The 15,003-nt window shown below is 36.9% G+C and carries 8 protein-coding genes and 1 pseudogene; 3 read left to right on the top strand and 6 right to left on the bottom strand.

Annotated features, from left to right (window positions below):
- Positions 1-99 precede the first annotated feature (99 nt).
- A complete protein-coding gene (locus tag LACWKB10_RS10395) occupies positions 100-5,697 on the bottom strand; it encodes an SLAP domain-containing protein (protein ID WP_369792494.1) in 5,598 nt (1,865 codons plus the stop codon).
- Between the two features lie 100 nt (positions 5,698-5,797).
- On the opposite strand from LACWKB10_RS10395, the gene LACWKB10_RS10400 reads away from it, so the two are divergent.
- Positions 5,798-5,863, top strand: coding sequence for a variable surface lipoprotein (locus LACWKB10_RS10400; RefSeq protein WP_369792495.1), 66 nt, complete (start codon positions 5,798-5,800; stop codon positions 5,861-5,863).
- A gap of 56 nt (positions 5,864-5,919) precedes the next feature.
- Here the strand turns inward: LACWKB10_RS10400 and LACWKB10_RS10405 are convergent.
- Positions 5,920-10,512 (bottom strand): annotated as a pseudogene (locus LACWKB10_RS10405) (YSIRK-type signal peptide-containing protein); the annotation flags it as partial.
- Positions 10,513-11,414: 902 nt separating this feature from the next.
- Between LACWKB10_RS10405 and LACWKB10_RS08425 the strand changes: the two are divergent.
- Complete coding sequence (locus tag LACWKB10_RS08425; RefSeq protein ID WP_034981168.1) at positions 11,415-11,696, top strand: hypothetical protein; 282 nt, start codon at positions 11,415-11,417, stop codon at positions 11,694-11,696.
- Positions 11,697-11,740: 44 nt separating this feature from the next.
- Positions 11,741-12,196, top strand: coding sequence for a universal stress protein (locus LACWKB10_RS08430; protein WP_034981171.1), 456 nt, complete (start codon positions 11,741-11,743; stop codon positions 12,194-12,196).
- Positions 12,197-12,245: 49 nt separating this feature from the next.
- Here the strand turns inward: LACWKB10_RS08430 and LACWKB10_RS08435 are convergent, their stop codons facing one another.
- Genes LACWKB10_RS08435 through LACWKB10_RS08450 form a run of 4 tightly spaced genes read right to left on the bottom strand, consistent with a single transcriptional unit; the run spans position 12,246 to position 14,991 of the window.
- Positions 12,246-13,439, bottom strand: a complete 1,194-nt coding sequence (locus tag LACWKB10_RS08435; protein WP_034981174.1) for an FtsW/RodA/SpoVE family cell cycle protein — start codon at positions 13,437-13,439, stop codon at positions 12,246-12,248.
- 16 nt (positions 13,440-13,455) lie between these two features.
- Positions 13,456-13,683 carry a DUF2969 domain-containing protein gene (locus LACWKB10_RS08440; protein ID WP_034981177.1) on the bottom strand — a complete coding sequence of 76 codons (228 nt, stop codon included), beginning with the start codon at positions 13,681-13,683 and terminating at the stop codon, positions 13,456-13,458.
- An 8-nt stretch (positions 13,684-13,691) separates the two neighbouring features.
- A complete protein-coding gene (yidD, locus tag LACWKB10_RS08445) occupies positions 13,692-13,985 on the bottom strand; it encodes a membrane protein insertion efficiency factor YidD (RefSeq protein WP_034981179.1) in 294 nt (97 codons plus the stop codon).
- Between the two features lie 16 nt (positions 13,986-14,001).
- Positions 14,002-14,991, bottom strand: coding sequence for a rod shape-determining protein (locus LACWKB10_RS08450; protein ID WP_034981181.1), 990 nt, complete (start codon positions 14,989-14,991; stop codon positions 14,002-14,004).
- Positions 14,992-15,003 lie beyond the last annotated feature (12 nt).

Consider the following 15,003-nt stretch of genomic DNA (forward strand, 5'->3'; position numbering starts at 1 on the left):
TATACTATCTGCTTATAAGTAAAGAAAAAAAAGCGCAAAAAAAGTGCCGCGAATTGTTGTTTTTAACAATTCGCGACACTTTATTTAAGTTATTTCAATTTAAAAGTTAGCTTTTTTAACAAAACGTCCTTTTGAAATAATGAAATATCTCTTGCCGTTTATCTTGACTGAATTACCATAAGTCTTAACTGACTTACGCTTCTTCAATACTTTCTTGTTTGCACGATGGCCGTATTGGTTGTATACATAGGCATTGTGCTTTAACTTCAACTTCTTGGCATCAATATTGCCGGCTGCAATAAACATACCATCTGGAAGTTCGTAACAAACCTTGCCGTTGACTGTCTTCTTGCCAACAGTTCCGACTTTAGAGCCTGCCTGGAAGATCAGCTTATTAGCACGAGTACCATTCTTATCATAGAGGTAAGCATTGTGCATTAAAGTCTTTTCTACAGTAACTTGTGGCTTTTCAGTAACTGCACTGGTTGGAACTACTTCAGCCTTTGCAGTACCTGCAGCTACAACACCTTTAGCAAAGTTGGCAGCTTTAACGAAACGGTTCTTGGCAATGATGAAGTACTTTTTGCCACGAATCTTGACAGCTGCACCGAAGGTCTTAATCAGTTTGCCTTTCTTGTAAACGCCAGAATTCTTTACCCGTTTGCCAAATTGATTGTAAATATATGCGTTATGCTTCAGTTTGCGAGTAGCCGCAACAACATTACCGACAGCAACATAATATTTCTTGTTGTTAGCACCTTTATCAACAAGGACGTAATAGTCCTTACCGTTAATGGTCTTAATGCCGTAAGTAGTCAAGACTGAGCTGGCTCCAAGAGTAATCTTGTTAGCACGTTTGCCAGTTTCATCATAAAGATATGCGTTGTGCATCAAAGTTACATCTGAAGAGTGGTCAATCGTACCGTCATCCTTATTCGTGTTAGAAGGGTTAGAAGGGTTAGAAGGGTTAGTAGTTGGGTTCTTGGCAGGATTTACTGGTTGAACTGGAGCAACTACTCCGCCACCACCGTTATTACCATTATTGTTATTATTGTTGTTGTCACCATGAAGAATCTTATCGATTGTAGAAGTGTCAGAGCAATCTTGGTGGATTTGGTGAATACCGTTATCACGAATATTATCAATGTCAGTTACATTATCAGCTTTATCAATCTTATTCTTGGCATCCGTAGCGTCTTTATCAATCTGTTGCTTAATCTTATTCTTATCAGCATCAGTGTAATCACTACCATCCTCATGTTTCAGATGGTCGACTTTGTCTTTAGCAATGTCACTTGCATCGTCAATCGCGCCTTTAGAAATTTCCTTATCAGCGTTGGTCTTATCAGAGTTGATTCCATCACCAGTTGAACTATGAACATGCTTGTTCTTTTCGTAAGCATCATCTGTCTTAGGCGTCTTGCTATCATCACCAAACTCATTGTGAATGGTGTCTACTGCATCACTGTGGTTCTTGGAAATTTCGCTGTTAGCATGAGAAACATCTGAATTGCTTTCAGCATTGGCATCATTAATGACAACATTGATATCATTCTGAGCATCATTTTTAATCTGATCAATCTTATCTTTGTTAGATGCGGCAGTACCATTAGAAGAATCGATCTGGTTGATCTTGTCCTTTGTGTCTTCAACAACCTTATCAACGTCACCCTTTAGACGATCCTTGGTATTGTCATCCAACTTATCACTATTATCAATATCAGTCTTAGCTTTATTAGCTTCGTTCTTAATTTCTTGAAGAGCATTCAGCTTGTTAAGAGAAGTCATACCCTTGTCGTAAGCTGAACTTGCATCCTTAATGTTCTCAGCTTTATTAATTGCTGCAATAGCATTATTAATATCGTTAAGGTAGTCTTTGTAATCAGGATCAGCCTTTTGTCCAGCGGTTAATTTATCAAGACCAGCTTGTAAACCAGCTACATCGTCTTTACCTGATAAAGCATTCTTTTGTTCATCATCGAACCATTCACTAGGTTTAGTGCAGATAGCTTCGATTGCTTTACCAATCTCGTCCTTATTAGTTGGAACATCCTTAATGTTAGTCTTACCATCAATAGCAGACTTTTCGGTATTAAAGGCATCGTCAATTGCTTCATTGGCTTTTTGCTTTTGGTCTGCAGTTAACTGTGAACCCTTAATAATATCATGAGCTTGAGCACGTTTATCATTAAGTATGGTCTCAGCTGAGGTCTTAGCACCCTCAAGTTTAGCCTGATCAACAATATCTTTGATTCCAGTTACTTTATTACCATTTTCATCGAAACCATCAACAGTATTCTGAATAATTGTATTTGCTTCAGAAGTTACCTGTTCAGGAGTCTTAACTTCACCCTTATCATCTGTGTCAGAGATATTAATAATCTGATCCTTAGCTTGATCAACGAGCTTTTGGACTTGATCTTTCAAAGGCTTTTGATCGGCATCAGACATACCAGAATTTTCAATGGCGTTGATTTCTTTTTCGTGTTCCTGTTCAAGTCTGGCAATTGCGCCATTCTTAGCCTTAACAATATCGGCTTTTTGTTGAGCAAGTTTCTTAACTTTGTCAATTCCAGCTTCACCAAAGTCGACTGTTTCGCCATCTTCAGGAACACCCTTTTCAGCATTTTCAACCTTAGTTTTGTCTTTGTCAAAGTCATCTTGGCTTGCGCCCTCTGCTAAGGTAACACCATTAATCTTAGAAATAGCCTTTTTCTTTGCAGCTTCAACTTGCGCCTTAAGTTCTGTGATAGTGTCAGCTGGTAGACCATCCTTATTTTGAGCAGTTTGAGCCAAACCATCAATTGTCTTGTCAGCATCAGCAGCATACTGGTTGATAGCAGCAATCTGTTTGTTCTTTTCTGCAAGGAGTTGAGTTGGTAATTCAGCTAATTCAACAGCTTGTTCGGCATCCTTTTCAATTTTATCTAGATCATCGTTAGCAGATGCTTGATAAATATTACTGATTCCTTTTTGAACTGCATTGTCGATATCAGCTTCACCTTGAGCAAGTTCATTTTCATCAAGTACAGTGTTGCCTTTTTCATCTGTCTTAAACTTGTTAAGGTCATCCTTAGCTTTATTAGCAGCATCCTTCAAAGTCTTGATGTGATCAACCTTGTTGCCGTAATCATCAGTCAGACTGGTAATAGCGTTGACCCCGTCTTGGGCAGCATTTCCAATTGCTTTTATTGGATCTTTAGCATCATTTTGAGCATTTTGAATGTTTTGAGCTGCTTTAGCACGCTCTTTTTCAATTGCGTCCTTCATTTGTTTAGCAAGCTCTTCATCATTCTTGCTTAGTTCGTCAGCATTTTCGTTAGCCTTATTAACTGCATCCGACAGTTTGCCTAAAGCATTGTTTACAGCTTCCGTTTTATCTACATCTGAACTGATTTCATTTAGGGCATTATTACCATCATTTTGAGCTTGGTTGATGGTAGCTGGATCTTCAGCTTGTGAAATAGCTCCGTTAGCAGCATCAACAGCACCTGATACTTTATCTTTAAGATCGTTGGCTTGATCGTGATTTAACTTACCGTCTTTTTCATCTTTATCTATACGATCGTTGATTTTATCGGCAGCAGTTTGAATGTTATTTTTAGCAACTTGCTTGTCTTTAGCTATCTGATCTGTATCAGTACCGTCACCATTATCACCGTGATGATTGATTTCTTTATTGATATCATCTTTACCATTGTTCTTAGCATTGTTGATATCGTCAGGCGTTTCAGCGTGATCAATCTTGTCCTTAGTCTTGTCACGATCTTTGTTGATATTATCGATGATATTTTGTTTATCATCTTTATTAATAGTATTGTCTTTATTAACTTGATCAATTGCGTTATCGGCAGTCTTGTCAACATCAGCTTTAGCAACATTCTTAGCAACTTGTAAATTGGCATCTGCCAGGGCTTTATCAATATTATTCTTGCCAGTGACTTTTTCAGAATTGATTTGATCTTCAGTAGCACCTTCAATTCTGATATGAGCCCTATCGTGAGCAGCTTGCGCCTGATCTTTAAATTGCTGTTTTTGTTTGTCAGTTAAGTCAGTCAGCTTGTCAATAGCAGAGTCAATATCAGCAAGTTCTTGAGCAAGTTCCTTATTAGCAGCATTCTTTTTATCCCAAAGAGCGTCATCAGCACTTGCATCACCAGTACCAGAATCTTTGATGTTCTTAATGCTGTTAAGAGCATTATCTTTGATGTCAAGTACTGTTGAACTGGTAGTGGCAGAATTAATATCCGCAATTCCCAAGTTAGCAACATCATCAACACCGTCTTTGTCTCTCTTGTTGGTCAATTTATCCTTAGCGGCTTGAGCGGCATCCTTAACAGCTTGAACAGCGACAACTTTGGTTATTGCTACGTTAGCCGTGTCACCAGCTGAGTTAATTGAATTGATGGCATCGTTGGTTAAGTCACTGATAGCACCTTTATCATAGGCATTATCAATAGCAGACTCAGCTTGTTCAGCAAGTGCTGGAATATCTTTAACAGCCTTATCATATGCAGCCTGAGCTTGCTTCTTTTCATCGTCAGTTAAAGTATTATATGCATCCTTTAAGTTCTGTAAAGCTTTGTCTCTGGCACCATCAATTTTGGCCTTTGCTTCTCCTTTGGCTTTGTCCATATCAGCTTTATTGGCCTTAGCTTCAGTTTGTAAGATACTGGTCTCACCGTCTTTTTCAGCTTTATTAGCATCTTCAACTGTAAGTTGCTGGCCAACTAATGCTTGAGCATCATCACGAGCTTTTTGAATATTGGTAGTGGCTGCACCCTTGTCAGCATCTGACATAGTTGAACTATTGATACGGTCAATTGCTTTTTGAGCATAGTCATTTAACTTTTGCTTATCGTCTGATATTGTCTTGTCTAAGCCCTTTGCTTTGCCCAGGATATTCTCCATATTGGTAATCCCGGCATCACTTTGAGAATTAATCTTAGCAACTGTATTAGAGGTTGGGTCTTTAACCTTCTTGACAGCATCGTTATATGCATTTTGCAGATCAGTTTTAATACCTGCCTTACCAGCGGTACTGATATTGCCTAAGCCGTCAATAGCTGCATTATCTGTATTGAATTCATGTTGTAAGTCAGTTAGAGCTTTATCTCTAGCAGATTGCAAGTCAGCATTATTTCTAATGTCGTTTAAGTCTTCAATACCTGCATTGTGAGCTGAGTTAACAGTATTCTTATCAGCAGCGCTAACAGCTTGTTTAGCATTATTTAAAGTAGAAGAAATCTGGTCAAAGTAGTTATTCTTTTCAGTGTTAGACAAGTTAGGATCTGCTTGAATATGATCATGCAGAGCTTGAGCTTGATCTTCCAAATCTGCGATCGCTTTATTCTTAGTTTTTGCTAAGTCAGCTTTGTCTTTATCTTGAGAAATACCATCAGCAACTGCATTCATAGCATTGATACCAGTGTTCTTGTCAGTAACAACGTCTGCTGGAGTATGGTCATTAGATACAGCAGTTATTGCAGTAGTGTATGCATTGTCAATAGCATCAAGAGCTTTCTCCCAGTCGTCGTCACCAAGTGTACCATTCTTATGAGCATCATTAACAATTCCCTTGTCATCACTTTTTGCCTGATTCAATTCTGCAATTGCTTGCGCTTTAGCAGCAGTAACTTGGCCTGAAACAAGATCACCATTGATGTTGCTTTCACCGTCTTTTTCAGCAGTATCCATAGCATCTTTGTTACTTGCTGAGTTAATAGCATTAGTTGCTGATGCAGCATGTTTATCAATCAAATCTTTGTAGTATTGCTTGTTACTTGGGCTGAGGTACTTGTCATCAATCTTATCAATAGCATCCTTAGCATTTGTAGCTGCATCTTGCAATGCTTTAAGTTGAGAACTCTTCTCCTTATTGAGACCTGCTAAATCTTTGCTTGAAGCAGTGGCCTTAACACTATTAATCTTGTCAATTGCTGCCTGTTTATCAGATGTGATCTTAGCAGGGTCAGTATCTTTATTGACATTGTCAACACCCTCAGTAGCATCGTCTTTAATAGTGTTAATTAATGAGTTTCTATCCTCATCAGATAAGTTAGGATATTTGGTTTTATCATTAATCTCTTTGATAGCATTGTCTCTTGCTTGATTAATAGCATTGATAGCATCGTTCTTGTTACCAAGTGAAGACTTATTTATCAGTAAGTTGTTTAAAGCGTCGATACCATCTTTAGTGGCAGTATTGACATCTTCAAGAGTGTTAGTCTTAGGATCATCAATCTGGTCCTTGTAACCAGTCTTGTTGTCATTAACTAGTAAATCCTTAGCCGCTTGCTTAGCTTTTTCAATATCATTAGCAGTCAAGCCCTTAACTTTTTCAAGTTTACTTTCAACATCTTTTTCAGCTTGATCAAGTTGCTTCTTTGCCGAGTCTTTGTAGGCAGCTAAAATATCATTCTTACCGTTAGTAATATCAGTACCAATGTCACTTGCTGCGGTGTGACCAGCTATAGCATCTTCAGCCTTCTTAGCAGCAGCATCAATACCAGTATCTGTGTCAACACCGAGGTTGCTCTTAGCTTTATCGGCATAATCTTGAACTTGCTTCTTAGCAGATTCCTTGAAATTGTTCCCTATTTTTGTCTTACCATCACTTAAGTTGTCGGTAACCATTTTAATGGAACTTGACTGACCAATTAGACTGCTTGCATTATCAACAGCTTGGTCAATATTAGAGTCAGAATCTACACCAAGTGCATCTTTATCGGTCTTAGCCATATCAGTAAGCTGTTTCTTAGCAGCGGTCTTATATGCGGTTAGGACGTTGGTCTGACCATTAGTCATATCATTCTTGATATCATTAAAATCAGTGTGACCTTCTATAGCAGTCTCAGCATCACTAACTGCTTTATCAATGTCAGGATCAGAATCAACTCCAAGACCATCTTTTTTGGCAGCTTTAGCATCATTTTCAACTTTAGCTTTAGCTGAAGCCTTTAGTTTGCCTAATATATCATCCTTAGCATTCTTTTCAGCCGTAGCTACGTCAGTAGCATGGTCAATATTATCCAGATCTTTACTTAAAGCTGGATCAATAACATCATCAGGTGAAGAAATGCCTAAAGCTTTCTTTCCATTTTCAGTATAACCAGCAACTTCGGCTTTTGCTGCTTCTTTATTAACTTTGTCATTAAATGCATTTTTGATGTTTGTAATGTCGGTTGGCGTATTCGCAGGATTGTAAATTGAATTCTTGTCATTCGAAGGATTTGCTAAAGCGGTACTTTCAGCGCTATTAATGGCATCAATGTATTGTGCTTGTTCCGCATCACTTAAGCCTGAAGTCTTTACGCGAGTAATTGCCTCTTGTGCAGCGGTATTAATAGCCTGTTGTGCTTTATCTTTAGCTTCTTCAGCAGCTTGAAGTTGATCAATTACTTTCTGAGCTGGATCCATAGCATCGTTTAAAGCTTTTAATGCATTTTCTTCACGTTTAGATACTTCATCTACGTTTACTGCACCATACACTGACTTCCCTGAATCGTAACCAGATTCCAATGCAGTTTGTGCTACTTCTTTAGCGCTATTAATTGCATTTTCTAGAGCAACTTGTTCTTTTGATTTAGGATCTGACTTAGGAAATTTACTATCTAAAGCAGTGGCTTCATCAATTTTCGATTTAATATTTTTAGCTGCAGTATCCTGTGCTATTTTTAAAATACTTACGATTACTGGCCGTTCTTTACTCTCTACATCCAATGGATTGTAGTCAATAAAGTTAGCAGTAGGTGTTAGTTTAATTCTAGTGTTGGAATTAATCTTTTTAACAACATCTACAGGTACATTAACCTTAAATATATAATTTCCATTTTCAGCTTTAGTAACTTCACCTGCAAACTCCGTTGGCAAATCTTTATCCTTATCATTATCCCCATTCTTCGTATATTGATATGGAGGATCAGCGATATTATTATTTAAGCTTAAAGGTATAGTACCTTTCCCATTATCTATCTCTGCCATGATATATGCTTTAGTACCAAGAGGTAAAATCAGTCTAAATGGGTTTTTGGGGTCTGAATCAGGTCCATCATATTCATTCTTATAACCATCTACAATTCCAGAAATTGTCCAAGAACCATCTTTTTTGCCGGAAGCATCGACATTTGCTGTGGCAGTTACATTTTCAGGCTTGATATCTAAAAATCCAGAAGTATTAGCCGGGCCAAAGGCAATGTCATTATACCCAATGTTCGTTGGATCGGCGAAAGCTTGTTCAATAATATTTTTGAAAATTGTATCATAGTTTACTGGTATGCCGGATCTAGCAATTGCATCTAAAGAGTCATATATTTTTTGTAAACGCTTATCTTTAAAGTAAGGCAATTTTTTAATTTGTTCCCAAGTTTGGTTTGTAAACATATATTTGCCATCTTCACTACCTTGTCCATTGAGCAGTACAAGGTCATCAACCTTAATAGATTTCTCTTTATGAACTTTTAAAATATGGAATGGGGGTAAAGTTAGACCTTTATCACCTAAAAAGTTTAATTTCTGGCGCACATTAGTAATCGTGATAGCATTATTGCCAATAATACTAGTGCCAGAAGAGTTGTTAGCAGAACAGTTTAGTACTAATGAAGTAGGGTTATTAACAATTAATTTACCACTACCTGCAACATTAACTAAAATTATATCGTTTGTACCTGCTCCGGTTCCGGCTCCGATAGATTTATCACCATTCAATCGAATATTGAAAGCACCATTTTCAATATCAGCCTTATTACCGATATTAACTAACGTACCCTTATAATCACCCATATCTTGACCAGTAATATTTAAGGCACCATTTGGTTTAACAGTAAAATTACCCTGATCTTTTATTAAATAGCCACTATTATTACCTGAGATATCACCATTAGTTGTAATGTCTACTGTTCCACCAGTGCCATCATTATTGCTATCAATTACAAATTGACTATCACCATTGTTTAAGATAATAGCCTGAGCTTGTTTTTTGTCAAGCTTCCCAGCATAATCTGCTTGTCCTAGATTAATTGTTAAATGGCCTTTAACATTTACTGAACCTTTACCATTGATCCAAATAGCATATATAGTACCATGTTCACCGCTATTAGCACCAAAATTGCCATCATTATTTTTAAGAGGGTTTAAAGTTACATCTGCACCTTTAGCAATGTAAACATTATCATTACTACCATTCATTTCAATAGCAGTACCGTCTAGAGTGTTGCCGACAAACTTGCAACCTTCATCAAAATAAAGCGAATTATAATCACTAGTGAATTCAAATATTTGCTGATTATCTCCGCCGCCCCTAGCTTGTGAACCATCTACAGGGCTCTTGTATGCATTTCTTACCTGGTCAACAGTAACAGTGTTTTTAATATGAATTTCATTATGGCTACCAACATATAAAACCTGAGAGCCATGGAAATCAATATCATCAAGTGTTACTTTAGCAGTATTATCTGTGTTATCTGGATAAGTAGTAAAACTATAGCCATCAGTCTTTGCAACTCCATAAAAATCGGAACTCCAAATGGTTAAATTTTTATAGGTCAGGTCTAACTTTTGATTTCCAGTTAAATAAGGATGAGACCCCTTAAAATCGATAATGTGCCTTCCAGTGCCGCCTGAAGTAATTAATAATTTTCGACCTTGGAAAGTAAAGTCAGTATAATCTTCAGTACCTGTAGTATCAGACACAATATTATTCATAATATCAATTTCATTAATAACAGTGCCTTCAGGCAAATATTTTTTATTTAATGTCAACGCAGTTTTAAATTGGTGCCATGTTGTTACTAGAGCAACATTTCCAACAATTAAAGGTGTATAATCGTCAACTTTTGTCTGAATTGCTTTTCCATCTAATCCTGTTTTATCAGCAGTTGTGGTGTCTTCACCGGAAGTAGTAGTACCCTTATCTGAATTAGGAGTGTCACCAGTTACATCAGTTGGCAACTTACTGTTGTCAGAATTCTGATCATCTGAACTAGTTATGTCAATTGGAGTTTTATCAGTAGTGGTATCTTGATTGCCTTCATCTGAGCCAGTTGCAGGTGTTGTCGCACTATTTCCAGTTGAATCAGCTGTAGTGGTTTCCTGCTTATCTTTATCTGCAGTTTCCTTACCAGCTTTATCTTTGGTAGTATCAGCCTTGTCCTTAGCTGTAGTATCTTTTACCTCACTAGTCTTTGAGTCTTTTAAGAATGAACTCAAACCTGAAAAAGTTGACAAGTCAGTCTCTGTCTTCTTTTTAGAAACAGTGGTATCAACCTTGGTTGTATCTTTAGTACTTTTTTCTTTGGTTTCAGTATTGGAGTTATCCCTATTCGACTCCTCTGTGACATTTTGCGATGGATCTATAGTATCAGCTTTTACGCTTTGACTATTTAAGCCAAAGAAGGTAAAACCTAACAAAACTGAAGCAGCACCAATACTCAATTTGCGTATTGAGAAATGGTCCTGCTTGTCCTGCATCTCCATTTTTCTTAGTCTTTCATTATAATTATTCTTTCCTAGCATATTTATCCTTCCTAAAAAGTATGTATGATTAGTATGTTCGAATACTATTCTAGGTTTGAAAATTCGGGTTGTCAATATAATATCTAAAAAAAATATGGTATTTATAAATAACTGTACCTTAAAAATTAGTAAATTTTAAAAATTAAAAAACGTTATAATTGCTAAATATTTTATTAATTTAGGGCTTTATATACAAAAAAATAACATTATGTGAGCAAAAAAAATTGACTTTTATTTATTTTTATGAATCATATTTTTAGTATAAAAAATATATTTAAAGCAATAACTGTGTTTTTTTTAATGACCAAAAACAGATAAAAGTACTTTCCGGCGACAGTCATTATGTTATTTAAAAAGGTTTTTTAAAAAAATAAAATTTTTTTCGTTTGTCAATTTAAAAACATACAAATTATTCGAACTTGATTTAACCATTGAAGTTTGATAACAAATTTAATTTTTGTTTTGAAAGCTCTGAAATAAAAAAACAGCTTTTTGTAATATATTTGTATAATTTTATAGATTATAAAAAATAATTAGTAAAAAAATAGCATTAAATAAATACCTAAAATTTTAGACAAACAAAAATTTTAGTTTTGCTAAAACAGATATTTAGTTTTCTATCTTGACAAAACTTAGGATGCTTAGTACTATAATAATTGATCTGAGTCGATCGAATAGCTTAATTGTATAAGGTTGACCGGTCAAACATAAGACATGCGAGATAGTAAATAACTTTCGAATCGGAAGACTATCTATTGCGATAGGATCCATATTCGTTGCGATACGTCTCATTTTTTGAACACTGCGGGTTCAACAAGCATTGTTTTGCTATGTTTCGATGACTCGGATTTCTTGAGAATATTAGGAAACGGTCTGCGGACCGTTTTTTGTTTGGAGATTTTATGGCTATAAAAGTTGTTATCACGATATATCTAGCAATATTACTTTTGACTGCCTTTTATTTATGGCATAACCGCCACAGTCATTTTCTGATTTATAATAGTAAAAACATTTCTAATTTCAGCTCTATAATGTCCTGGACTGCAGTCATCTTGGTTTTAGAAACTTTGCTAGGCTTATTTTTAGTATTTCAGGCAAATAAGTATCTGAATTTAATTACCTTAGCTCTCAGCAGCATCACTATTTTAATTTTTAGTCTTATACTTAATCAAAAGGGTGATTAATTGACCAGAAATTTGGTAAAATAGTGGTAAGAGAGGTGTTTTAAATGATGAAACAATATCACCGTATTCAAGTCGCAGTTGATGGCTCAAAGGAAGCCGACTTAGCTTTTAAAAAAGCTATCGCCGCAGCTAAGCGGAATGATGCTGCGTTGGAAATTCTGCATGTCATTGATACCAGATCTTTCCAAAATGTCTCCAGCTTTGATTCAGAGATGGTTGAGCAAGTATCAAATGATGCTAAGGAAAAATTGCAGAATTACTACAAGCAAGCTACGGAAGCTGGCGTAAAGGAGGTTCACTATTCGATTGAATTTGGAGCTCCCAAGGCAATCATTGCCCACCAGTTTCCTAAAAAGCACCAAATTGATTTAATCGTATTAGGAGCTACAGGTCTGAACGCTGTTGAGCGCATACTAATCGGAAGCGTAACAGAATATGTTACCAGAACTGCTGATTGTGACGTCTTAGTCTGTCGTTCAAACGAAAACATAACCAAGTAGAAAAAAAGCATTTCATCTCTGAAATGCTTTTTTTGTGTCTATTAAATTTTTAGAAATCGCCCGCTTGGCTGAACATGTAGTCTTTATTATGAAACTTCATGGACAAGATCATTCCAATACCAATCATATTTCCAATCAGGGCTGAACCACCTTGGGAAATAAAAGGCAATGGAATACCTGTAAGCGGCAAAAGATCAATACTCATGCCTATGTTTTCAAAAACATGGAAAAGTATCATCATAATTACACCGGTTGAGACGTAAGAATAAAATGCGTTTTTTGTATCGAATGTGATGCGTACCATCTGCACTATCAAGTACAAGTAAAGCAGAATGACGACTACACTACCAACAAAGCCAAATGATTCACCAATTACTGAATAAACCATGTCAGAACCTCGTACTGGTACGTAAACACTCAGTTTGCCAAAGCCATTGCCAAAAATTTGTCCAGAACCGATTGACTGCATACTTTGCCACAATTGATAGGCGGCTTTAGAAGTATCAGTAGATGGATTCAGCCATGACATTATACGTCTGAACTGGTATGGCTGGAAAAAGTGACTTAAAATTGATTGTCCTCCAGGCGTTGTAACCATGTAAATGACTACGACTCCCAGAACAAAGACTGCCGCAAACATCGGTGCAATTATTTTCCAAGAAATACCGGAAACTAATACAACGCCTCCTACGATTGCAATAAAGACCAGCATCGTACCGAAGTCATTTTGCAGTTTTAGCAGAATGGCAATCGGTAAAAGCCAAGCCAGCATTTTGCCAATTAAAACCCAATCATTTTTGATAGTATGAGCAAACTTGTCATTATGCTCACGCACGACCCGTGCCAGCATCAGTATAAAAGCGGGTTTCATGACCTCAGATGGCTGAAAAGAAATTGGCCCCAGCTTAAACCAGCTTTTGGCACCGGCATCTGCGGCAATGCTGCGATTGTAAAAGAACAAAACCGCAATTAAGAGCAAGATACCCAGCCCATAAACATATGGCGCAATCCTATATAATTGCTCAGCATCAAACTGAATCACAAAAACAACGATGGCCACTGAAATAATATACCAAAGTCCCTGCATTGCCACAGCTTTTACCGGGCTACCCATGTGACTGGGATCATCAACTGCCGCAAAATAAATGGAATAAAGGCCCACTGCTGCTAAAAGCAGCACAGGGACAACAATATTCCAAGCAATTCGATCAAAAAGATTGGTTTTATTTTGTACTTTGACCATTAATTATCACAACCTATTACTTTTCATGTAAAGCAAAGTATGAAAGCAAATCATTAATGCTGCTTTCTAAGCTTTTTGCATACAAGATGCTATTGGTTTTGCCAGTTGTAGCCCGATAACGACCTGCAATTTTTTCAATTACACCAATAGATTTTTTCTGAGGAATTACAACTTCCCAGGTAGGGTTTTCTTTACCCTTGATTTCATTTATTTCAACGTTAATATTTTCTGGTTTTTTTGACATAAATTCTCCTACTTTATATTTGGATGAAACTTTTTCGCTATAATTTCATCTTCATATCGTTCTGGATGAGGATTTCGAAAAATAGTAAATTTATCTGGTACGGGATCAACTCCACCGCGCACAAAAGGATTGCAACGCAATATCCGGCAAATCCCCATTATTAGTCCTAAAAATGGCCCAAATTTGGTTAATGCATCAACCATGTAAGTTGAGCAAGTTGGATAATAACGGCAAGATTTTGGTAAAGCCGGAGAAATAAATCTCTGGTAGATTTTAACTAAATAAATCAGTATTTTACGCAAATCGAGCCTCCAAAAATTAGTGGCGCTGATGCTTCTCAATGTTCTTAAGCAAAATTCCAGTACCAAGTGCTACCGCTTCAAGTGGATGGTCAGCTGTAAGTACCGGCACTTTAAGGTAATATGAAATCAGCTTGTCAATATTTCTCAAAAGTGCCCCGCCACCAGTCAGCATGATGCCGCGATCAATAATATCCGCGGAAAGCTCAGGCGGTGTTTTTTCTAAAACTTCTTTAGTAGCCGCAATAATCGTCATCAAACCATCATGCAGTGCTTCCTGAATTTCAGGTGCAGTCACAGTAGCCTGTTTTGGCAGACCATCAACCACATCACGTCCGCGAACAGTGATTGTTTCATCCTTATCTGGTTCAAAAGCACTACCAATTTCAATTTTAATTTGTTCAGCGGTACGAGAACCAATCAGCAAGTTATGCTTATTTTTAATATAAGAAACAACAGCCTGGTTCATATGATCACCAGCATAGCGCAGTGATTGACTGGTAACAATTTCACCCATTGACAGAACAGCAATATCAGTAGTACCACCGCCAATATCGATTACGATGTTGCCTTGAGGTTTAAAAATATCAAGACCGGCACCAACAGCAGCAACTTTAGGCTCAAAATCAAGGTAGACTTTCCCACCACCAGATTTTTCAGCAGCCTGAATAATCGCTTTCTGTTCAATTGATGTTACTCCTGTAGGAGCACAAATCAAAATATTTGGCTTGGACATAAAGCCCTTGACGTTTAGCTTTTCAATAAAGTATGACAGCATTGCTTCGGTAATATCAAAATCAGCAATAACACCATTTTTTAATGGACGAATTACGCGGATATTGCCCGGAGTTCTCCCTACCATCTTGTATGCTTCTGTTCCGACAGCTACTACTTTATTTGTACTTGTATTAACGGCAACAACTGATGGCTCATTTAAGACAATTCCCTTGCCGGAAACATTGATGAGCACATTTGCTGTCCCTAAATCTATTCCTATATCTCTTGCCACGATAATCCTCCA

The organism is Lactobacillus sp. wkB10, assembly GCF_000760615.1.
GTDB classification, from domain to species: domain Bacteria; phylum Bacillota; class Bacilli; order Lactobacillales; family Lactobacillaceae; genus Lactobacillus; species Lactobacillus huangpiensis.

Coding starts and splice junctions, on each gene's coding strand:
- LACWKB10_RS08430 (WP_034981171.1), top strand. CDS start 11,741: ATGATGAAACAATATCACCGTATTCAAGTCGCAGTTGATGGCTCAAAG.
- LACWKB10_RS08425 (WP_034981168.1), top strand. CDS start 11,415: ATGGCTATAAAAGTTGTTATCACGATATATCTAGCAATATTACTTTTG.
- LACWKB10_RS08435 (WP_034981174.1), bottom strand. CDS start 13,439: ATGGTCAAAGTACAAAATAAAACCAATCTTTTTGATCGAATTGCTTGG.
- LACWKB10_RS10395 (WP_369792494.1), bottom strand. CDS start 5,697: ATGGATACTGCTGAAAAAGACGGTGAAAGCAACATCAATGGTGATCTT.
- LACWKB10_RS08440 (WP_034981177.1), bottom strand. CDS start 13,683: ATGTCAAAAAAACCAGAAAATATTAACGTTGAAATAAATGAAATCAAG.